Source organism: Cytobacillus oceanisediminis, assembly GCF_003182355.1.
Lineage (GTDB): Bacteria > Bacillota > Bacilli > Bacillales > Cytobacillaceae > Cytobacillus > Cytobacillus oceanisediminis_A.
Genome location: NZ_QGTW01000023.1, coordinates 1 through 21366, shown reverse-complemented (window position 1 = coordinate 21366; position 21366 = coordinate 1). Strand labels below are relative to the sequence as shown.

General features: G+C 42.2%; 19 protein-coding genes and 1 rRNA gene. All 20 read left to right on the top strand.

Going from position 1 to position 21366, the window contains the following annotated elements; translation table 11 throughout:
* Positions 1-281: 281 nt before the first annotated feature.
* The gene (gene spoIIE, locus DFO73_RS26495; RefSeq protein WP_110067658.1) at positions 282-2762 is read left to right on the top strand and encodes a stage II sporulation protein E; all 2481 of its coding nucleotides are present in this window, start codon (positions 282-284) and stop codon (positions 2760-2762) included.
* A gap of 88 nt (positions 2763-2850) precedes the next feature.
* Positions 2851-3588: a vWA domain-containing protein gene (locus tag DFO73_RS26490; protein ID WP_110067657.1), complete on the top strand. Its 738-nt coding sequence runs from the start codon at positions 2851-2853 to the stop codon at positions 3586-3588.
* Positions 3557-4534 (top strand): serine/threonine protein kinase, encoded by a 978-nt coding sequence (locus tag DFO73_RS26485; protein ID WP_110067656.1) that lies wholly within the window; start codon positions 3557-3559, stop codon positions 4532-4534. Before DFO73_RS26490 ends, DFO73_RS26485 begins: the two co-directional genes overlap by 32 nt.
* A gap of 376 nt (positions 4535-4910) precedes the next feature.
* Positions 4911-6299: a tRNA lysidine(34) synthetase TilS gene (gene tilS, locus DFO73_RS26475; RefSeq protein WP_110067654.1), complete on the top strand. Its 1389-nt coding sequence runs from the start codon at positions 4911-4913 to the stop codon at positions 6297-6299.
* A gap of 23 nt (positions 6300-6322) precedes the next feature.
* Positions 6323-6868 (top strand): hypoxanthine phosphoribosyltransferase, encoded by a 546-nt coding sequence (gene hpt, locus DFO73_RS26470; protein ID WP_199749550.1) that lies wholly within the window; start codon positions 6323-6325, stop codon positions 6866-6868.
* Positions 6869-7010: 142 nt separating this feature from the next.
* Entirely contained in the window at positions 7011-9002 is a 1992-nt protein-coding gene (gene ftsH / locus DFO73_RS26465) for an ATP-dependent zinc metalloprotease FtsH (RefSeq protein WP_110067652.1), read from the top strand.
* Positions 9003-9184: 182 nt separating this feature from the next.
* A complete protein-coding gene (locus DFO73_RS26460; RefSeq protein WP_181396149.1) occupies positions 9185-9964 on the top strand; it encodes a type III pantothenate kinase in 780 nt (259 codons plus the stop codon).
* A 61-nt stretch (positions 9965-10025) separates the two neighbouring features.
* Positions 10026-10904, top strand: a complete 879-nt coding sequence (gene hslO / locus DFO73_RS26455; protein WP_110067650.1) for an Hsp33 family molecular chaperone HslO — start codon at positions 10026-10028, stop codon at positions 10902-10904.
* 167 nt (positions 10905-11071) lie between these two features.
* The gene (locus DFO73_RS26450; RefSeq protein WP_110067649.1) at positions 11072-11950 is read left to right on the top strand and encodes a peptidyl-prolyl cis-trans isomerase; all 879 of its coding nucleotides are present in this window, start codon (positions 11072-11074) and stop codon (positions 11948-11950) included.
* Between the two features lie 229 nt (positions 11951-12179).
* A complete protein-coding gene (gene cysK / locus DFO73_RS26445) occupies positions 12180-13109 on the top strand; it encodes a cysteine synthase A (RefSeq protein ID WP_110067648.1) in 930 nt (309 codons plus the stop codon).
* Between the two features lie 164 nt (positions 13110-13273).
* Complete coding sequence (gene pabB / locus DFO73_RS26440) at positions 13274-14689, top strand: aminodeoxychorismate synthase, component I (RefSeq protein WP_110067647.1); 1416 nt, start codon at positions 13274-13276, stop codon at positions 14687-14689.
* Positions 14686-15279 (top strand): aminodeoxychorismate/anthranilate synthase component II, encoded by a 594-nt coding sequence (pabA, locus tag DFO73_RS26435; protein WP_110067646.1) that lies wholly within the window; start codon positions 14686-14688, stop codon positions 15277-15279. Before pabB ends, pabA begins: the two co-directional genes overlap by 4 nt.
* Positions 15280-15282: 3 nt before the next feature.
* Positions 15283-16140 (top strand): aminodeoxychorismate lyase, encoded by an 858-nt coding sequence (gene pabC, locus DFO73_RS26430; protein WP_110067645.1) that lies wholly within the window; start codon positions 15283-15285, stop codon positions 16138-16140.
* A gap of 11 nt (positions 16141-16151) precedes the next feature.
* Positions 16152-16988: a dihydropteroate synthase gene (gene folP / locus DFO73_RS26425; RefSeq protein WP_110067644.1), complete on the top strand. Its 837-nt coding sequence runs from the start codon at positions 16152-16154 to the stop codon at positions 16986-16988.
* Complete coding sequence (gene folB, locus DFO73_RS26420) at positions 16981-17340, top strand: dihydroneopterin aldolase (RefSeq protein ID WP_110067643.1); 360 nt, start codon at positions 16981-16983, stop codon at positions 17338-17340. The genes folP and folB overlap by 8 nt, the downstream gene beginning before the upstream one ends.
* Positions 17340-17867 carry a 2-amino-4-hydroxy-6-hydroxymethyldihydropteridine diphosphokinase gene (gene folK / locus DFO73_RS26415; RefSeq protein WP_110067642.1) on the top strand — a complete coding sequence of 176 codons (528 nt, stop codon included), beginning with the start codon at positions 17340-17342 and terminating at the stop codon, positions 17865-17867. Before folB ends, folK begins: the two co-directional genes overlap by 1 nt.
* Positions 17819-18034, top strand: coding sequence for a helix-turn-helix domain-containing protein (locus tag DFO73_RS26410; protein WP_110067641.1), 216 nt, complete (start codon positions 17819-17821; stop codon positions 18032-18034). Before folK ends, DFO73_RS26410 begins: the two co-directional genes overlap by 49 nt.
* A gap of 125 nt (positions 18035-18159) precedes the next feature.
* Positions 18160-19161 (top strand): tRNA dihydrouridine synthase DusB, encoded by a 1002-nt coding sequence (dusB, locus tag DFO73_RS26405; protein WP_110067640.1) that lies wholly within the window; start codon positions 18160-18162, stop codon positions 19159-19161.
* 210 nt (positions 19162-19371) lie between these two features.
* Positions 19372-20862, top strand: coding sequence for a lysine--tRNA ligase (gene lysS / locus DFO73_RS26400; protein WP_258309808.1), 1491 nt, complete (start codon positions 19372-19374; stop codon positions 20860-20862).
* A 439-nt stretch (positions 20863-21301) separates the two neighbouring features.
* A 16S ribosomal RNA gene (locus DFO73_RS26390) occupies positions 21302-21366 on the top strand; the annotation flags it as partial.

The window sequence follows — 21366 nt, the reverse complement described above, 5'->3', positions numbered from 1 at the left end:
TATTAAAAGAAATATGTCGCAATCCCACCCAGATGCTTCGTCAATTTTTTCCAGGCAGTTCGACGTTCTATAAAGCAGTCTTTTCAAAGCTTTTCTTCACTTTTTCTGTCAATGTGTTATATATCTACACTTAGACTGAACTTAAATATTGTTTTCTGACCCCATATAAGGTGGAAAACCGTCGAACGAAAAGTCCGGGCTTGTCCGCTATTTTGACAAACTTCTGAGGAGCTGGCTTTTATAATTGTCTGCAACGATAAAAATAAGGGGAGTGTAGTTTAATGGAAAAGGTAGAAAGGAATGTAATGGAGCCGATCGGAGAAGTGCCATTTAACAAACCGAAACTCGAATTTGCCAAAGGCTTAAAAAAGCTCCAATCAGGGTTGGAGAATTTCTTTCTTAAAAAAGGCTATGTTCTGCTGATCATTGGCTTTTTGCTTGGAAGAGCCTTGATATTAGCGAAGCTAACCCCTTTTAGCCTTCCATTTTTCGCTGCGGTTTATTTTATAAGAAGAGATAAGGCTCCGCTCGCATTAGTGGGATTGATTGCAGGTGCAGCCACTTTATCCATATCGAATGCTGTATCCGCTTTTGGAATCACATTCATATTCTTGTTTGCCTTTAGGGTGTCGAAAAAATGGCTGAATAATGAAATTAGGGCTTTGCCCTTCTATGTATTTTTCACCATTTTGGCAGGAAAACTGATTGAGGCCTTTATTGATAAGGGCCAGCTCGCATTATATGATGGGATGATGGCTGGTGTTGAGTCTAGCCTGGGCTTCATTCTTACTCTTATTTTTCTTCAAGGACTTCCGCTGCTATCAATCAATAAGCGCAGGCAATCGCTGAAAACGGAAGAAATCGTCTGTCTTATTATTATGCTGGCTTCTGTTATGACAGGAACAATTGGGTGGACAGTTTATGATCTTTCAGTAGAGCATATTATGTCCCGCTATCTTGTCTTGCTGTTTTCATTTGTAGCAGGAGCAACGGTCGGTTCTACTGTAGGGGTGGTAACTGGGTTAATATTCTCCCTTGCCAATATATCAAGTTTCTATCATATGAGCTTGCTTGCTTTTTCAGGGTTGCTCGGAGGCCTTTTAAAAGAAGGGAAAAAGTTCGGTGTGGCATTCGGACTGCTGATAGCAACGCTGCTGATGGGTATGTATGGTGAAGGAAGCGGTAACCTGATGAAGACCCTGTCAGAAACAGGCGCTGCTATATTACTGTTTCTCTTAACCCCTCAGGCATTAACGGCAAAGTTGGCAAAGCACATACCGGGAACACCGGAGTATGCTGCAGAACAGCAGCAGTATATGCGAAAAATGCGGGATGTAACAGCACAGCGGGTTGCACAGTTTTCAAGTGTATTTCAAGCCTTATCCAAAAGCTTCTCTGCCCACGATGAGCCATCGGAATGGGAAGACGGTAATGATAGAGAAATGGATTATTTTCTAAGCAATGTAACAGAAAAAACATGCCAGACTTGTTTCAAGAAAGACCATTGCTGGTCAAAGAACTTTAATACAACCTATGAATATATGATGGATATTATGCATGATGTGGACAATAATCAGGGAGTGCTATCGCCAAAGCTTGCAAGGGATTGGGAAAAGTACTGTACAAGATCCAAAAAAGTGACTGAAGCAGTTCAGCAGGAGCTGACCTATTTTAAGGCCAACCAAAAGCTGAAAAAGCAGGTCCAGGAAAGCAGAAGGCTTGTGGCCGACCAGTTGATGGGTGTTTCTGAAGTGATGGGCGACTTTGCGAAGGAGATTCAAAGGGAACGTGAGAACCATCATAAACAGGAAGAGCAGATCCTGGAGGCACTTCAGGAGTTTGGCATTCATATCGAGCAAGTTGAAATATATAGCCTTGAACAGGGGAATGTTGACATTGATATGACCATCCCGTACTGCCAGGGACATGGAGAATGTGAAAAGCTGATTGCCCCGATGTTATCTGATATTCTCGGAGAAACGATATTAGTAAATTCTGAGGAATGCGCTGCCTTTCCAAATGGCTTTTGCCATGTAACCTTCCGTTCGGCGAAGGCTTTTGCGGTAGAAACCGGAGTTGCGCATGCGGCGAAAGACGGCGGGTTAATTTCAGGGGACAGTTATTCAACTATAGAACTGGGCTGCGGCAAGTATGCCATTGCCATCAGTGATGGCATGGGCAACGGAGAACGTGCCCATGCGGAAAGCAAAGAAACCCTTTTGCTGCTGCAAAAAATTCTTCAATCGGGAATTGAGGAGCAAGTTGCAATAAAATCAGTTAATTCAGTCCTATCTTTAAGGACGACCGATGAAATCTTTTCAACCTTGGATTTGGCCATGATTGATCTGCAAAATGCCGACGCGAAATTTTTGAAAATTGGATCTACTCCAAGCTTTGTTAAAAGAGGTCATAAAGTAATGAAAATCCAGGCCAGCAATCTTCCGATGGGCATTATCCAGGAATTTGATGTGGATGTTGTAAGTGAGCAGCTAAAAGCCGGCGACTTATTAATCATGATGAGTGATGGAGTTTTTGAAGGGCCAAAGCATGTGGAGAATTTTGATTTGTGGATGAAGCGGAAAATAACAGAGTTAAAGACAGACGATCCTCAGGAAGTGGCAGATTTAATTATGGAAGAAGTCATTAGGTCCAGATCAGGAAATATTGAAGATGATATGACTGTTGTGGTATCAAGGATCAAACATAATACACCTAAGTGGACAAGCATTCCGGTTCATGCAGTCCGCCAAAAAGCCAACTGATTAATTTGCTCATAACAAAGTCATTCTATGTATATTTCCCCTTTTTTCAGTCGAAAATGATAACAACTCAGAAGTGGAGGGGAGTTTCATGAAAACAGGAACACTTAAGCAAATCTTGCTGATAACGGATGGCTGTTCGAATCAGGGTGAAGATCCAATTGCAATGGCTGCCCTGGCAAAAGAGCAAGGGATTACAGTCAATGTGATAGGAGTCATGGAGCATGATGTGATTGATGAACAGGGCATGAGCGAGATTGAAGGAATTGCCATGTCTGGCGGCGGAGTCAGCCAGGTTGTCTATGCACAGCAGCTATCGCAGACGGTGCAAATGGTAACAAGGAAAGCGATGACCCAAACTCTTCAGGGGGTCGTAAACAAAGAGCTGCAGCAGATTTTGGGCGGTGAGAAAACAATGGAAGACCTCCCTCCTGATCAGCGGGGAGAAGTGATGGAAGTTGTCGATGAACTTGGTGAGACAGTCGAACTTGAAGTGCTGGTATTGGTCGATACAAGTGCGAGTATGAAGCATAAGCTCCCAACAGTAAAGGAAGCTCTGCTGGATCTGTCTTTAAGCCTGAATGCCCGATCCGGTGATAATCGTTTTTCCGTTTTTGTATTTCCCGGGAAAAAGAAAGATGTCGAAAAATTGCTGGACTGGACACCAAAGCTTGAGTCATTGACAAGCATATTCTCTAAATTGACAACAGGCGGCATTACACCAACTGGCCCTGCCATCCGTGAAGCACTAACATATTTTAAGAAAAAACGTTCATTAAGGAGTCTGCTTTCCCGTGATGATGAATCATTCTTTGAAGAGTCAGTGTAAAGTAAACCCTGGTACCGTGATTGAAGGAAAGTGGCACCGCAACCGTTACACAATTGTAAAGGAACTGGGTTACGGTGCAAATGGGATTGTTTATCTGGCAAAAAGCCAAAATCAGCAGGTTGCTCTAAAGATGAGCGATAACGGGATGTCCATAACCTCTGAAGTGAACGTCCTTAAATCCTTTGCAAAGGTCCAAGGCTCTGCCCTCGGGCCTTCTTTGCTTGATGTTGATGATTGGGAAAGAAGGAGCAGCAAAATTTCCTTTTATGTTATGGAATACATACAAGGCCCCGATTTGCTAACGTTTATTCGTCAAAAGGGACCATCCTGGACTGGTGTCTTAATCGTCCAGCTGTTAAGCGATTTGGAGGCATTGCATAAGAACGGGTGGGTTTTTGGCGATTTAAAGCCCGACAATTTGATTGTAACAGGACCTCCACCTAAAATACGGACAATCGATGTGGGAGGGACGACAGTCCAGGGAAGGGCAATTAAAGAATTCACAGAGTTTTATGACAGGGGATATTGGGGACTTGGGACACGGAAAGCTGACCCACCTTATGATTTATTTGCTGCCGCAATGATTTTAATTAATACAGCTTATCCGAAGAGGTTCAGCAAAAGCACCGGAGATCTTAAACAGCTAAAATTGATGGTCAGGCAAAAGAAAGAACTCTTAAAATATGAAGATGTTATCTTAAATGCGCTTCAAGGCAATTATGCCTCGGCTGATGAAATGAGAAACGATATGCTCCAGCTGACACGTTCAAGCTCAGGACCTAGGAGTACACCTAACCGGAAAACAGCCCATACATCCAGAAGCCAGCCTGTCAGCCGGCAGGCATACCTCCAAAAGAAGAAAAAGGGCGGCTTTATTGAAACCATGTTAATCGTCCTGATTGTGACACTTCTATATTTTTTATATATTTATGGACAGCTTCTTTAATTTTTTAAGAAAAATGAAACCTTTTAGGAGCTGGGCCGTAAATAAAGGTTACATATTCACTTTTGATATTTATCCCGCATTAACAGGCAGCAAGACCCTCACCTGAGAGTTCTAGAGAGAGCAAAAAGAATTCTAGATGAAGGATCAACGGCCCGTAAAAGCCCTGATAGCAGAACTCAGACTAAATCGCCACATCCTGTGGCGATTTAGTCTGAGTGACCCGCATAATGCGGGCCTCATCAGTGAGGAAAAACACTCACTGACGGAAGTTTCACTTTATATGGAAAAAATGATATGCTTTTTTATGCACAAGGATTATATGCCCCGTGGCAAGGGTAAAGAAAAATATATTTTAAAATGGATAAGGAAGTAGCCTATGCTCGATGAAAAAGTTAGAGCTTTCCTTAAGAGAAAGGAAATTGAACTAAATAAAAAGAAGCTCTTAATTGGGGTATCAGGCGGCCCCGATTCGATTGCCCTGCTCCATTACCTTTGGAGCTATAAACATCAATTTAATATTGAAATAATTGCTGCACATGTCGATCATATGTTTAGAGGTGATGAATCTTTCCGAGACGCCATGTTTGTCAGGGATTATTGCACTGAAAGGGAAATCACTTTTGAAATGGAGCAAATTGATGTACCAGAGTATATAGAGAAGACGGGAAAGAGTTCCCAAGCAGCAGCCAGGGATTGCAGATACAGCTTTTTTAGAAAAATCGCAGAAAAACATGATGTGGACTACATTGCATTAGGGCATCATGGAGATGACCAGGTAGAAACTATTTTAATGCGGTTAACAAGGGGAAGTACCGGGAAAGCTAGAGCAGGAATCCCTTTTATGCGCCCATTTGCAGATTGCTTTATCATTCGCCCGTTTTTATGCCTGAACAGAAACGAAATTGAGCAGTATTGCCTTAAAGAGGGGATTACACCACGGCGGGATCCCAGCAATGAAAAAAGCATTTACAGCCGAAACCGCTTCAGAAAAGAGGTTCTCCCATTCCTGAGAGAAGAAAACCCTCAAGTGCATGAGCATTTTCAAAGATTTAGTGAAGATTTGCAAAGTGATGAGGCATATCTGCAGGAATTAACTGTCCATGAAATGAATACAGTAATGGAAAAGAAAACAGATGAGGAAATTAGCCTGGATATTGATGCTTTTGAGGCAATGCCAATGCCTTTACAAAGAAGAGGTATTCAACTAATATTAAACTATCTTTACAAGGAAAGACCTGCATCTTTATCCGCATCTCATATAGAGAGCATTTTTTCCTTAATGAAAAGTCCTCATCCATCGGGAAAACTAAATTTCCCAAACGATTTACATATTGTACGCTCCTACCGGAAATGCCATTTCCAATTCCCGAAGGAACCTGTACAATCCTATGAATTTCAAGTCTCCGAACCTGCAATCATTAAACTCCCAAACGGCGGATCCATTATATTTGAATATACTGACTGTCCTGATGGAAATCTAAACAATGATACCCTGCTATTAGACAGGGAAGATCTCTCTCTTCCGCTTATTATAAGGACGAGAGGTGCCGGAGACCGCATGACCCTTAAAGGGATGCAGGGAACCAAGAAAATTAAGGACATTTTCATTGATAATAAAATACCGCTGCAGGAAAGGGAAACATGGCCGATTGTCACCGATGCACATGGCCGTATCTTATGGGTTCCCGGCTTGAAAAAATCCCATTATTCAATGCAGCATATGTCTGGTGCTAGTTATATTAATTTAAAATACATAAAGCAATGATCTTCTAGGGGGCACAATAAATGATGAAAAATGATATTGAAAAAGTATTAATTTCAGAAGAGGAGCTGCAGGATAAAATCAAATCCCTTGCTGCTGAACTTACTGAAGAATACAAGGACCGATTCCCGCTGGCAATTGGAGTTCTAAAAGGGGCTATGCCTTTCATGAGCGATCTTTTGAAGCGCGTGGATACATACCTTGAGATGGATTTCATGGATGTATCAAGCTACGGCAATGCAATGGTTTCTTCAGGTGAAGTGAAAATCCTAAAAGACCTTGATACATCCGTAGAAGGAAGAGATATCCTTATTATTGAAGATATTATCGACAGCGGTTTAACGCTTAGCTACCTTGTGGAACTTTTCCGATACAGAAAAGCTAAAAGTATTAAGATTGTTACACTGCTTGATAAGCCGACAGGCAGAAAAGCAGATATCAAAGCAGATTATGTAGGCTTTATCGTTCCTGATGAATTTGTAGTGGGCTATGGATTGGATTACGCAGAAAAATACCGCAATCTTCCTTATATTGGAGTCCTTAAGCCAGAGGTGTACAGCAATAATGATTAAGTAAACTATAAGATTGATACTGAGTTAAGCCCTTTACTGAAAAGAGAAACACCCGGTTTTTGAAAAGTCTAATTCCTTGTATTGGCACGATTTTCTATGATACTATACACTATAGTTTGTTTACCGTGGGAGGAGGTAAGGGATGAATCGGATCTTCCGGAATACCATCTTTTATTTATTAATATTTTTAGTCATTATTGGAGTTGTCAGCTTTTTTAACGGCAACAATGAACCAACTGAGCACATCTCTTATAATAAATTTGTCGATGAATTAGAAAGTGGCAAAATTACGTCAGTTTCATTACAGCCCGAGAGAGGTGTCTTTGAAGTACGGGGACAGCTTGAAGGATATGAGGAAGGAAAATACTTCCTGACTTATATCATGAATAATGATAATATCCTTGACCGAATTGATGAAATGGCTCAAACTTCTGAGGTTGAAGTAATGCCTGCCAAGGAAACAAGCGGCTGGGTAACATTCTTTACTTCAATAATACCTTTCATCATTATCTTTATTTTATTCTTCTTCCTGCTGAACCAGGCGCAGGGCGGAGGAAGCCGTGTTATGAATTTCGGCAAAAGTAAAGCCAAGCTTTACGATGAAAGCAAAAAGAAAGTGCGTTTTAAAGATGTAGCAGGAGCCGATGAGGAAAAGCAGGAACTTGTTGAGGTCGTTGAGTTTCTTAAAGACCCGCGCAAGTTTGCTGAACTGGGAGCGAGAATTCCTAAGGGGGTGCTTCTTGTAGGACCTCCGGGAACAGGTAAAACCTTGCTTGCACGGGCAGCAGCCGGTGAAGCAGGCGTTCCATTCTTCTCAATAAGCGGTTCTGATTTCGTTGAAATGTTCGTAGGTGTGGGTGCTTCCCGTGTCCGTGACCTATTCGAAAATGCAAAAAAGAACGCTCCATGTATTATTTTTATCGATGAAATTGATGCTGTAGGGCGCCAGCGTGGTGCCGGCCTTGGCGGCGGACATGACGAACGTGAGCAGACCCTTAACCAGCTTCTAGTTGAAATGGATGGATTTGGAGCAAATGAAGGAATTATTATCATTGCTGCAACTAACCGTCCGGATATTCTTGACCCGGCATTATTGCGTCCGGGACGTTTTGACAGACAGATTACGGTTGACCGCCCAGATGTCAAAGGCCGTGAAGCAGTGCTTAAAGTACATGCCCGCAACAAGCCTTTGGATGAGTCAGTTAACTTAAAGAGCATCGCCATGCGTACACCTGGATTTTCGGGTGCAGACCTTGAAAACTTATTGAACGAGGCAGCACTTGTAGCAGCCCGCCGCAATAAGAAGAAAGTGGACATGGAGGATATCGACGAAGCAACAGACCGTGTAATAGCTGGACCAGCCAAGAAAAGCCGTGTCATTTCCAAAAAGGAAAGAAACATCGTTGCTTTCCACGAGGCAGGCCATACAGTTATTGGTTTAGTGCTTGATGAAGCTGAAATGGTTCATAAAGTTACAATCGTACCGCGTGGTCAGGCTGGCGGATACGCAGTTATGCTTCCGAAAGAAGACCGCTACTTCCAGACTAAGCCGGAGCTTCTTGATAAAATTGTCGGCTTGCTTGGCGGACGTGTTGCGGAAGAAATCGTGTTCGGCGAAGTGAGTACAGGTGCCCATAATGACTTCCAGCGTGCAACAGGCATTGCCCGCCGTATGGTAACCGAATTTGGTATGAGCGACAAGCTTGGGCCATTGCAGTTCGGACAGTCTCAGGGCGGCCAGGTCTTCCTTGGACGTGACTTCCATAATGAACAGAACTATTCAGATGCTATCGCATATGAAATCGATCTTGAAATCCAGCGCATCATCAAGGAATCTTATGAAAGAGCGAGAAAGCTCTTAACAGAAAACCGTGATAAGCTGAATCTGATTGCAAATACATTGCTTGAAGTCGAAACGCTTGATGCAGAGCAAATTAAGCATTTATCGGAACATGGCAGGCTTCCTGACCGTGCAGTAGCTGCCATTGAAAGTGCTGATGACGTTAAAGTGAATATCAGCATTAAAAAAGATGATCCTGCTGAATCAGGCGAAATTCCTGAAGCACGGGAAGGTTCAAGCCCTGCAGAAGCGGATACGCCTCCTGCGATTGATGAGGAACGTAAGGATAAATAAGAAAAGCCGAAAGCGCCTTTTAGGCGCTTTTTTTTTCTGGATTTTATACTTGTTTCCATACTTGCCCGGGCAAATGGCATTTCCTATTACACGAATCTATAAGAGTTATGATATGATGTTTGCAGTGTATATAAAATTAAGCGTTTGCGCTTTTGCGAAATAAATATAAAGTGGTGAGAATGTTGATCTTTGTTTTTGATGTAGGAAATACGAACATTGTTCTGGGTGTCTATGACCATGATGAATTAAAACATCATTGGAGAATCGAAACCAATCGCAATAAAACAGAAGATGAATATGGAATGATCATTAAGTCTCTGTTTGAGCATGTAAATCTTTCTTTTTCTGATATAGACGGCATTATTATTTCTTCTGTAGTGCCGCCAATCATGTTTTCACTTGAAAGAATGTGCCAGAAATATTTCCATGTTAAGCCCCTTGTTGTAGGACCCGGGATAAAAACAGGATTGAATATTAAATATGAAAACCCGAGAGAAGTTGGTGCAGACCGCATTGTCAATGCAGTTGCAGCGATTCATGAATATGGGAGCCCGCTTGTAATTGTTGATTTCGGAACTGCAACTACCTATTGTTATATAAATGAAAATAAGCAGTATATGGGCGGAGCGATTGCTCCGGGAATAGGAATTTCAACTGAGGCGCTTTATTCGCGTGCTGCCAAGCTTCCAAGAATTGAAATTGCACGTCCTGACCATATTGTTGGGAAAAATACAGTTGCCGCCATGCAAGCAGGCATCTTATATGGTTACGTAGGTCAGGTAGAAGGTATAGTAAAAAGAATGAAGGACCAGAGCACCGAGAGCCCGACTGTCATTGCGACTGGAGGGCTGGCCAGTCTTATTGCCCAGGAGTCGAAAATCATTGATGTGGTTGATCCATTTTTAACTTTAAAGGGTTTGCAGATTATTTATAAACGAAATATGGAAACCCTAAAAAAATAGCACGTTAGTTTAAAAAAGAGCCGCTGTTAAAAAAGTGGCGGTTTTTGGAAAGGAGCAAGAAATGAGCGATTATTTAGTAAAAGCACTTGCATTTAATGGGCAGGTTCGTGCCTATGCGGCCCGCACTACGGGAACAGTAGGAGAGGGACAGCGCAGGCATTATACTTGGCCGACTGCTTCTGCTGCACTTGGCAGAGCGATGACTGCTGGCGTAATGATGGGCGCTATGCTTAAAGGTGATAATAAGCTGACAATCAAAATTGAAGGCGGCGGTCCGATTGGCGCTATTCTTGTAGACAGCAATGCAAAGGGAGAGGTGCGCGGTTATGTTACAAATCCGCAAACACACTTTGACCTTAATGAGCAAGGCAAGCTTGACGTGCGCCGTGCGGTCGGTACGGAAGGTACATTAACAGTAGTTAAAGATATTGGGATGAGGGACCATTTCACAGGACAAGTTCCCCTTATTTCTGGAGAACTGGGGGAAGACTTCACATACTACTTTGTAACTTCTGAACAGGTACCATCATCAGTCGGAGTGGGTGTATTAGTTAACCCTGATAACACGATTCTTGCTGCGGGTGGATTTATTCTTCAGTTAATGCCTGGCACTGACGAAGAGACCATTACAATCATTGAAAACAGGCTTAAAGAGATTCCCCCTGTTTCAAAACTTATTGAGCAAGGGTTGACGCCAGAAGAACTGTTGGAAACCATTTTGGGCAAAGATCAGGTGAAATTCCTTGAAAAAATGCCTGTTTCCTTTACATGTACATGTTCAAAAGATCGTTTTGCCAATGCGATCATCAGTTTAGGGAAAAATGAAATACAGGAAATGATTGATGAAGATGGCCAAGCTGAGGCTTCCTGCCATTTCTGTAATGAAAAATATCATTATTCAAAAGAAGAGCTGGAAGAACTAAAGAAAGAAGCTGAATAATTATAAGAAGTGATTATGGACTTTAATCAATGTCTAGCCTCAGCGCCTACCCCCTCGAGGTCACAAGCCAATCCTCCCAGAAAGGTAAAAAACACCTTTCCAGGAGGCTCGTCTTGTGCTTGTCGGGGGTAAGCTAGGCGCTTACGCTTTTCTTGGGGGAGGAGCAGTTGGAAAATAAACACCTATGGATGGTTATTGCTGGACTGGTTTTACTCAATTGTGTCACACTAGCTTTTTTGCTTTTTAGAGATGATGGAAGCAATGGGGAAGCAGTAGCAAAAGTCGGCAAGGATGAGATCACTCGGCAGGAGTGGCTGAGTGAAATGGAAGCAAGGTATGGGAAAAGTACCTTAAATGAGTTGATTGACCAAAAGGTTATTGAAAACGCCGGAAAAAAATACGGCATTAACATTTCGGACCAGGCAGTGGACCGAGAATTGAAAATGGTTAAAACAATGTACGGAAGCGATATTTCTGAACAGACAACAGAAGATAAGTGGAGAAGGCAAATTAAAAACAATCTGATACTTGAAGAGCTTTTGACGAAAGATGTGGCTGTTTCAGAAGAAGAAATGAAGCAATACTATGAGGAAAACAGCAGCCAATTTAATGTGCCTGACTCATACCGCATTTCTCAAATTGTCGTAAAAACAAAAGAAGAGGCGGAACAAACCTTGAAGGAATTAGAGCAAGGGTCCAGCTTTTCTGTATTGGCAATGGAACGTTCTATCGATGAATTTACGGCTAATCAGGGAGGCAATGCCGGTTATATCAGTGAAGATGATGAGCACATAGCAGCAGACTTCCTTAAGCAGGTTAAAAACCTAAAGCGGGGAGAATGGAGTAAGCCGATTAAAACCGAAGAGGGCTTTGCAGTTGTCAAGCTGCATGAGCATCTTAAAGGTGAGAGCTATTCCTATAAAGAAGTAAAAAACCTAATCCGACGCCAGATTGCTCTTGAGCAAATGGATGTCCCGGTTTCGGCAAAGCCATTTTGGAAAGAAACGGATGTTGAATGGTTTTATGGAGAAGAAGAAGCACAATAGTTATGGAAAACACGGAAGGTTTCCGTGTTTTTTTCTACATAAAAAACAAGAAAGTTTTTTTATAATGTGAGTATGAATAATAATTAAGGGTAATTTAATCAAGATGAAAAAAGTATGAATTTTCTTTTAAATAGGCAAATATATGTTTTAAAATAATTGACATCATCAATAAATATTGGTAAATTTGTATTAAACCAATAAAAATACTCGGAAATAAGGAGTGGGGAAAATGGTACGCGTAGCAAATACAATCGCAGACCTTGTAGGCCAGACACCAATTGTGAAACTAAATCGTTTAGTAGATGAAAATAGTGCAGATGTTTATCTAAAACTGGAATACATGAATCCGGGAAGCAGCGTAAAAGACCGTATTGCCCTGGCAATGATCAATGCAGCAGAGGAAAGCGGAAACCTGAAGCAGGGAGATACCATTATTGAGCCAACGAGCGGCAACACAGGAATTGGCTTAGCTATGATTGCGGCTGCAAAAGGATATAAGGCAGTTTTAGTAATGCCTGAAACCATGAGTATGGAGCGCCGCAACCTGCTTCGCGCTTACGGTGCCGACCTTGTCCTAACACCTGGGCCTGAAGGAATGAATGGTGCGATCCGCAAGGCACGGGAACTGGCTAATGAAAATGGCTATTTTATGCCGCAGCAGTTTGAAAATCCTGCGAATCCGGAAGTTCACCGTTTAACAACAGGACCTGAAATTGCAGAGCAAATGGGAGACCAGCTGGATGCATTTATTTCAGGAATTGGAACGGGCGGAACGATTACAGGGGCAGGAAAAGTGCTTCGCGAAAAGTATGAAAACATTAAAATATATGCAGTTGAACCGACTGATTCACCTGTACTATCAGGCGGAAAGCCAGGCCCTCATAAAATCCAGGGAATTGGAGCAGGATTTGTTCCAGATACTCTTGATACAAAAATTTATGATGAAGTCATTCAAATATCAAATGATGAGGCGTTTGAATACGCCCGCCGCACAGCCAAAGAAGAAGGGATTCTCGGCGGAATCTCCTCAGGTGCAGCCATCTGCGCAGCATTAAAAGTTGGTAAAGAGCTTGGCAAAGGTAAAAAGGTGCTGGCAATTATCCCAAGTAATGGCGAGCGTTATTTAAGTACTCCTTTATATCAATTCGAAACCGAATAATAATAGAGGCAGCGGTCTTTTGGCCGTTGCTTTTTTGTGTTTAATTTTGGATGAAATGCAGTTCTTGGCAGTTTCCCAGAAAAGCAATTTTAGATAAAAATTATGAAAGCTTGCCCTACATCATGTATGATGAAAAAAGAGAAATATTTAGGGGTGACTTTCTATTGAATCAACTTCACATACATGCAAAAAAGATACCTTTTTCATATAATCGTTTCTTCCGCCAATATCGCAGGCTGGCAGAAGGAAGAGACCATCATGTTTTGCTTGAAAGCGGGAGAGGTGGCCGGTACAGTATCGCAGCTTTTGATCCGGAAGCAATTTTAACTGGTAAGGATTCAAAGCTTGAGATACTCCAGAATGGCCAAAAACAAATACTTGAAGGAAATCCCCTTCACTTAATGCAGGATTGGCTAAACCAATATCAAGTTGAAAAGCTGGATGAGCTCCCTGATTTCCAAGGCGGGGCTATCGGGTTTATCAGCTATGATTACGCACGCTATATTGAAAAACTTCCGAATGATGCAAAAGATGATCTCCGAATTCCTGATATACACTTTTTTGTATTTAAAGAGTTCTTTGTTTTTGACCATGAGAAGGAAACACTTTGGCTGCTTTTCTTATATGAAAAAAGTGAAGAGCAATCAATTGATGAGAGAACTAAGGGGTGGGAACAGAGCTGGCAAAAATATGATACAGGGCCTGCTGCTAAAGAGGGGCACCAGCAAAGTGCCAATGATCTTAATGTTTCCATGAATGAAGATGAGTTTAAGGCTGCTGTCAGGAGTGTACAGGAATATATTTCTCAGGGAGATGTGTTCCAGGTAAATCTGTCCGTGCGCCAAAGCCGCCCCATTCAAATTGAAGCAATGGAGATATACGAACAGCTAAGGTCTTTAAATCCGTCACCGTATATGGGTTATTTTCATACCCCTGAATTCCAGCTTGTAAGCGGGTCACCGGAGCTTTTGATTAAGAAAAAGGGAAGTGAAGTCAGCACCCGTCCGATTGCGGGGACAAGATCCCGCGGGAAGAACCATGAGGAGGACCTTAAGCTAGCCAGTGAGCTGATCGAAAATGAGAAAGAGCGTGCAGAGCACGTTATGCTAGTCGATTTAGAGCGAAATGACCTAGGCAGGGTCTGTAAATATGGAACAGTTACAGTTGATGAATTTATGGTGATTGAAAAATACTCGCATGTTATGCACATTGTCTCTAATGTAAAGGGACAAATAGAAGAAGATAAAAATGCTGTTGATTTAATAGATGCCGTATTTCCTGGCGGTACAATCACGGGTGCTCCAAAGGTCAGGACCATGGAAATTATTGAAGAGCTGGAGCCGGTTACAAGGGGACCTTACACAGGTTCACTTGGATGGATTAACTTCAGCGGCGATCTGGAGCTAAATATCATTATACGGACGATGCTTGTGAAGGAAGGAAAGGCGCATGTTCAGGCAGGTGCCGGTATTGTTATTGATTCCAATCCAAAGAATGAATATAAGGAATCGCTGAAAAAAGCAATTGCTCTTTGGAAAGCAAAAGAACTCGCAGAACAGGCAAAAGGGGATCAGCTATGATTTATATGATCGATAATTATGATTCTTTTACTTATAACCTCGTACAGTATCTAGGTGAACTGGGTGAAGAGCTAGTTGTTAAAAGAAACGACGAGACTTCCATATCCCAAATAAGCGGTCTGCAGCCCAAATTTTTAATGATTTCTCCGGGCCCGTGCAGTCCGAATGAAGCGGGCATCAGCCTCGAAGCGATTGAAGCATTTGCAGGTAAAATCCCTGTTTTTGGCGTTTGTCTTGGCCATCAGTCGATTGCCCAGGTGTTCGGTGGTGATGTGGTGCAGGCGGAACGGCTCATGCACGGAAAAACATCCAATATTTTTCATGACGGGAAGACGATATTTAAAGGACTGCCCAATCCATTCCCGGCTACCCGCTATCATTCATTGATTGTCAAAAAGGAAACTCTTCCTTCTTGCCTGGAGGTATCTGCCTGGACAGCTGAAGGAGAAATAATGGCCCTGCGCCATAAGGAGCTCCAGGTTGAAGGAGTCCAGTTCCATCCCGAATCAATTATGACTACAGCTGGCAAGGAATTGCTGCAGAATTTCATTAATCACTATAAAGCAGCTTTGCAGACAGAGGGGCTGTAAACCTTGTATCTCTATTTGAACGGCAAAGTGGTAAAAAAAGAAGAGGCAGCCATTTCCCCTTTCGATCATGGCTTCTTATATGGCATTGGGCTTTTTGAGACCTTTCGGGTATATAACGGGCATCCTTTTTTGCTTGATGACCATCTGGAGCGGCTTAATCAGAGTTTAGATGTTTTAAATATAAAAGCGAGCTTCACAAGGAGTCATTTGGCCGAAGCGTTGGAACTGCTGCTAGAAAAAAACGGTTATAAAGATGCGTATATCAGGATGAATGTATCAGCGGGTACGGGTGAGATTGGCCTTCAAACAGCCCCTTACACAAAACCGAACACGATTATATTCTGCAAATCACTTCCTCCGAGAAGAGCCAGGCAGGAAAAGCAGGCAGTACTGCTGAAAATTCCCCGCAATACACCTGAAGGAGCAGAACGCTTAAAGTCACATCATTATTTAAATAATATCCTTGCAAAAAGAGAAGCAGGAAATGATCCTGGAACAGAAGGTGTACTTTTAACAAAGGAAGGCTTTTTAGCCGAAGGGGTTGTATCAAACCTATTCTGGATTAAAGATCATGTGCTATTCACTCCTTCTATTGAAACAGGCATCCTTAATGGCATTACCAGAAAATTTGTTATCAGGCTGGCAGAAACAATGGGATTGAGTGTGCGAGAAGGACTGTACAGGCCAGAGGACGTCTGGAAGGCAAATGAAGCTTTCGTAACCAATTCCATTCAGGAAATTGTCCCGATCTCTTCGTTTGGTGGTCACTCAATGCCTGGTCTTTCCGGTGAAAAAACATCAAAGCTCCAGTCAAGCTATGAACGCTACTGTGAATGTTTGTGGAGCAGGAATGAACTGTAGGAGGTTTCATAATGTCTAAAACAACAATCCAATGTGGCCCGTACACATTAGACTACGGCAACAAAACGCTTGTTATGGGAATTCTGAACGCAACGCCAGATTCCTTCTCGGATGGAGGCAAGTACAATCATCTCGATCAAGCTATAAAACATGCAACCGAAATGGTTGAAAACGGTGCGGATATTATTGACGTTGGGGGCGAGTCAACCCGTCCCGGATTTGCTGCAGTACCTGCAAAAGAGGAACTGGAAAGAGTTCTTCCTGTTATCGAGGCGATTTCAAAGGAAGTAGATGTTCCGATATCCATTGATACCTACAAGGCTGAAGTAGCGAAGCAGGCAATTGAAGCCGGAGCGCATATTATTAATGATGTATGGGGTGCTAAGGCAGATCCGGATATGGCATCTGTCGCAGCAGAGACCCAAACTCCGATCATTCTGATGCATAATCGCAAAAACATGGAATATACTTCGTTTTTCCGTGATGTCATGAATGACTTGTATGAAAGTATCACCATGGTTAAATCAGCAGGTGTAAAGGACGAGAACATCATTCTTGATCCGGGTATTGGTTTTGCAAAAGATCTAAACTATAATCTGGAAATGATGAGAGATTTGGACAAGCTGGTTGCAGTGGGCTACCCTGTCCTGCTCGGGACATCTAAAAAACGGATGATTGGAACAATCCTGGACCTTCCTGTTGAAGAGCGGACAGAAGGGACAGGGGCAACCGTTTGCTACGGCATCCAAAAGGGCTGCCAAATAATCCGCATTCACGATGTGAAGGAGATAAGCAGGATGGCAAAAATGATGGATGCCCTGATGGGAAAAGGTGAGTATAATGGATAAAATATATGTCAATCAAATGGAATTCTACGGTTACCATGGCGTCTTTCCTGAAGAGACCCGTCTTGGCCAGCGTTTCGTTGTCGACCTGATAGTGGAAACAGACTTAAAAAAAGCCGGGGAAACAGATAATCTTGAGGAATCCATTAATTATGGCGAGCTGTACACGGTTTGTAAAGAAGTTGTAGAAGGTAAGCCTTATAAGCTTGTAGAGGCAGTAGCCGAGAAGCTGGCAGGGGAACTGCTAGGACGTTTCCCGCTGATTTCCCAGCTAACTCTTAAAGTGATCAAGCCTGATCCGCCCATTCCGGGCCACTATAAATCGGTTGCAGTTGAAGTTACGAGGGGCAGATAATGAAGAATACAGCTTTTATTGCATTTGGCTCCAACATTGGCAACCGCTTTGAAAATCTAAAAGAAGCCATTGAAAAGATTGGCCAGCTCCCTGAAGTTGAAGTGGTAAATACTTCTTCTATTTACGAAACCGAGCCGGTTGGCTATGAAAATCAAGAACAATTTCTAAATATGGCTATCCAAGTTTCAACGCCCTTAAACCCTTTTGAATTGCTGGATACATGCCTTGAAATAGAATTGAACCTTGGAAGAAAAAGGGATATTCGGTGGGGTCCCCGCACAATAGACCTTGACATTTTGCTGTTTAATCACGAAAATATTGAAACAGAGAAGCTTATTGTTCCTCATCCTCGGATGCATGAAAGAGCATTTGTCCTTATTCCTCTTTTAGAGATTGATTCCAGCATCAGGCTTCCGAAGATGGAGAGGCCTCTTAGTTCAATACTGGAAGATATACCTGACAGAGAGGGAGTACGGATATGGAAGCGGAAAAATGGGGAAGACGTATTCGCGCTTTTCGAAAGTTAAAAGGCTTTACACAGGAAGGCTTTGCAAAAGAACTGGGTGTATCGGTTTCAATTTTGGGTGAAATTGAAAGAGGAAACCGATTCCCGGCTCCTGCCTTAATTGAGCAGATTGCTTTTGCGCTTAATGTTACACAAGAAGAATTGGCTCCGAAGCAGGAGCACGATTAATATATATTTTTTTAAAAAATAGGCTGTGTAAAAGATTAGTGTTTATTTTAGCACCCTGTTGATTGGCCTGGAGCGAAAATCAGCAGGCAAGTTTAACAGAGCCAAAAATAAAGGGAGGTACAACAATGTTCAAAATTGGCGATATTGAGATGAAAAACCGGGTTGTGCTTGCTCCCATGGCTGGAGTGTGCAATTCCGCTTTCCGTCTGACTGTAAAAGAATTCGGTGCCGGCCTTGTCTGCGCCGAGATGGTCAGCGACAAAGGAATTGTGTTCAAAAACGAAAAAACAATGAACATGCTATATATCGATGAAAGAGAAAAGCCGTTAAGCCTGCAGATTTTTGGAGGTAAAAAAGAAACACTTGTAGAAGCGGCCAAATTCGTTGATAAAAATACCAACGCAGATATTATCGACATCAATATGGGATGCCCTGTTCCAAAAATCACAAAATGTGATGCAGGTGCCAAGTGGCTTCTTGATCCAGACAAAATTTATGAAATGGTTTCAGCAGTAACAGACGCTGTTGAAAAGCCTGTTACAGTAAAAATGCGCATGGGCTGGGATGAAGATCATATCTATGCTGTTAAAAATGCTCAAGCTGTTGAGCGTGCAGGCGGTAAAGCAGTAGCCCTTCACGGCCGCACACGTGTGCAGATGTATGAAGGAAAAGCAAATTGGGATATTATTCGGGTGGTAAAACAGAATATCACCATTCCCTTAATCGGAAATGGTGATGTGCAAACACCTCAGGATGCAAAGCGCATGCTGGACGAAACAGGCTGTGACGGTGTCATGATCGGCCGTGCTGCACTTGGAAACCCATGGATGATTTACCGGACAGTGAAATATCTTGAAACTGGAGAATTAATGGGTGAGCCTTCAGTACGCGAGAAAATTGATGTGTGTATTCTTCACCTTGACCGCCTGATTTCACTAAAAGGAGAAAATATCGCGATCCGCGAAATGAGAAAGCATGCAGCATGGTACCTTAAAGGAATCCGCGGCAATGCAAAAGTCCGTAATGCCATCAATGAGTGCAATACAAGAGAAGATCTTGTGACTTTGCTAAACGCTCTTGTCATTGATGCAGAAGAAAAAGAAAGAAGCCAGATCCAGGCTGGATAAGCGGCATAAAGTTTGACATGCTGTCGTTCTTTGCCTATAATACTTTTGATACAAAGAAACTGCCAGTGCATGAACTGGCAGTTTTTATTCTATTTAAATATTTAGGATGTCTGTTTTAACCTCATTGTGTAAAATAATAGAGATATACATTTATTGAACTCGCAGTCCTTATTCGTACATAAAAAGATTTACAAAATGGAGATGATTTCAGTGAGCCATAGTCATGAAGAATTAAATGACCAATTAAAAGTAAGACGCGAAAAAATGAACAGTCTTCGCGAAAAGGGAATGGATCCGTTCGGGAAACGCTATGAGCGTTCTCATCAAAGTCAAGATCTGATTAAACAGTATGGAGAGCTGGAAAAAGAAGATATTGAAGAAAAGAATGTTTCTGTCACACTGGCTGGCAGAATCATGACAAAACGCGGAAAAGGAAAAGCCGGCTTTGCTCATATACAAGATTTATCAGGCCAAATACAAATTTATATCCGTAAAGATGCAGTCGGAGAAGATAGCTACTCTATTTTCGAATCCGCTGACCTAGGGGATATTATAGGGGTTACCGGAACGCTTTTCAAAACGAAGGTAGGCGAACTGTCTGTCAAAGCCCAGGAGTTTGAACTTCTTACAAAATCTTTACGCCCGCTTCCTGATAAGTTCCACGGACTAAAGGATGTTGAACAGCGTTATCGCCAGCGTTACCTGGATCTGATTATGAGCCAGGAAAGCAAGCAAACTTTCATCACGCGCAGCCGCATTATTCAATCAATGCGCCGTTATCTTGATGACCATGGATATTTGGAAGTAGAAACGCCTATGATGCATTCGATTGCAGGCGGAGCATCAGCACGTCCTTTTATTACACACCACAATGCTTTGGATATGGAGCTTTATATGCGTATAGCCATTGAGCTCCACTTGAAGCGCCTAATTGTCGGCGGCCTTGAAAAAGTTTATGAAATCGGCCGAGTATTCCGGAATGAAGGTGTATCAACCCGCCACAATCCTGAATTCACGATGATTGAGTTATATGAAGCTTATGCAGACTACAGAGATATCATGAGTTTGACTGAAAACCTCATCGCCCATATTGCCCAGGAAGTGCTTGGAACAACTACTGTTCAATATGGTGAGTACGAGGTAAATCTTAAACCTGAATGGAAAAGGCTTCATATGGTAGATGCCATTAAAGAATATACAGGGGTTGACTTCTGGAAGGAAACAAGCAAGGAAGAAGCACAGCAGCTTGCTAAAGAGCATGGGGTAGAAATTAAAGAAAACATGGAATACGGCCATATTGTTAATGAATTCTTTGAGCAGAAGGTTGAAGAGAAGCTTATTCAGCCAACATTCATCTATGGACATCCAGTAGAGATTTCACCGCTTGCAAAGAAAAACGACGAAGATCCGCGTTTTACAGATCGTTTTGAGTTATTCATTGTAGCGCGAGAGCATGCAAATGCATTCACTGAGCTAAATGACCCAATTGACCAGCGTGAACGTTTTGAAGCGCAGCTTAAAGAACGTGAGCAAGGCAATGATGAAGCCCACATGATGGATGATGACTTCATTGAAGCTCTTGAATACGGTATGCCTCCAACAGGGGGACTGGGAATCGGAATTGACCGCATTGTCATGCTATTAACAAATTCTCCTTCTATTAGAGATGTTCTGTTGTTCCCATTAATGCGCCATCGTTAATATAATTAGTTCTATATAAAGGCAAAGCACAGGTAATGTGTTTTGCTTTTTTTTATAGTCTAAATTCGAATGGAGATCATCGTACGGAAAGAGGAAAACGAGGCTTACGATGAGGATGATTGCACAGTCAGGATAGAATGCATTTACCTCTTTTGTGAGCAGAATAATGGGAATATTTTTTCTTTCCTTATTATGAATAAAAAAGAAAAAAACATATTGCAACTTGTCCATGATGGTGATATATTTATATTCGTTGCTGCGAGACAGTGACTTACAAAAAAAGATTTCAAAAAAGTTATTGACTCAGGTTGTTGAATCTGATAAGATAATAAAGTCGCCTTAAGCGACGGATTGATCTTTGAAAACTGAACGAACAAAAACGTCAACGTTAATTCTTTAGTCTTTTTTGAAAAGACAACTTATGAGCTTAATCAACTCTTATATGGAGAGTTTGATCCTGGCTCAGGACGAACGCTGGCGGCGTGCCTAATACATGCAAGTCGA

What these genes read in the sequence shown, in the direction of transcription:
- tilS (WP_110067654.1), top strand. Translation starts at nt 4,911, where the DNA reads ATGCTCGATGAAAAAGTTAGAGCTTTCCTTAAGAGAAAGGAAATTGAA.
- hslO (WP_110067650.1), top strand. Translation starts at nt 10,026, where the DNA reads ATGAGCGATTATTTAGTAAAAGCACTTGCATTTAATGGGCAGGTTCGT.
- hpt (WP_199749550.1), top strand. Translation starts at nt 6,323, where the DNA reads ATGAAAAATGATATTGAAAAAGTATTAATTTCAGAAGAGGAGCTGCAG.
- DFO73_RS26410 (WP_110067641.1), top strand. Translation starts at nt 17,819, where the DNA reads ATGGAAGCGGAAAAATGGGGAAGACGTATTCGCGCTTTTCGAAAGTTA.
- pabA (WP_110067646.1), top strand. Translation starts at nt 14,686, where the DNA reads ATGATTTATATGATCGATAATTATGATTCTTTTACTTATAACCTCGTA.
- cysK (WP_110067648.1), top strand. Translation starts at nt 12,180, where the DNA reads ATGGTACGCGTAGCAAATACAATCGCAGACCTTGTAGGCCAGACACCA.
- folP (WP_110067644.1), top strand. Translation starts at nt 16,152, where the DNA reads ATGTCTAAAACAACAATCCAATGTGGCCCGTACACATTAGACTACGGC.
- DFO73_RS26490 (WP_110067657.1), top strand. Translation starts at nt 2,851, where the DNA reads ATGAAAACAGGAACACTTAAGCAAATCTTGCTGATAACGGATGGCTGT.
- dusB (WP_110067640.1), top strand. Translation starts at nt 18,160, where the DNA reads ATGTTCAAAATTGGCGATATTGAGATGAAAAACCGGGTTGTGCTTGCT.
- DFO73_RS26485 (WP_110067656.1), top strand. Translation starts at nt 3,557, where the DNA reads ATGATGAATCATTCTTTGAAGAGTCAGTGTAAAGTAAACCCTGGTACC.
- ftsH (WP_110067652.1), top strand. Translation starts at nt 7,011, where the DNA reads ATGAATCGGATCTTCCGGAATACCATCTTTTATTTATTAATATTTTTA.
- folB (WP_110067643.1), top strand. Translation starts at nt 16,981, where the DNA reads ATGGATAAAATATATGTCAATCAAATGGAATTCTACGGTTACCATGGC.
- spoIIE (WP_110067658.1), top strand. Translation starts at nt 282, where the DNA reads ATGGAAAAGGTAGAAAGGAATGTAATGGAGCCGATCGGAGAAGTGCCA.
- folK (WP_110067642.1), top strand. Translation starts at nt 17,340, where the DNA reads ATGAAGAATACAGCTTTTATTGCATTTGGCTCCAACATTGGCAACCGC.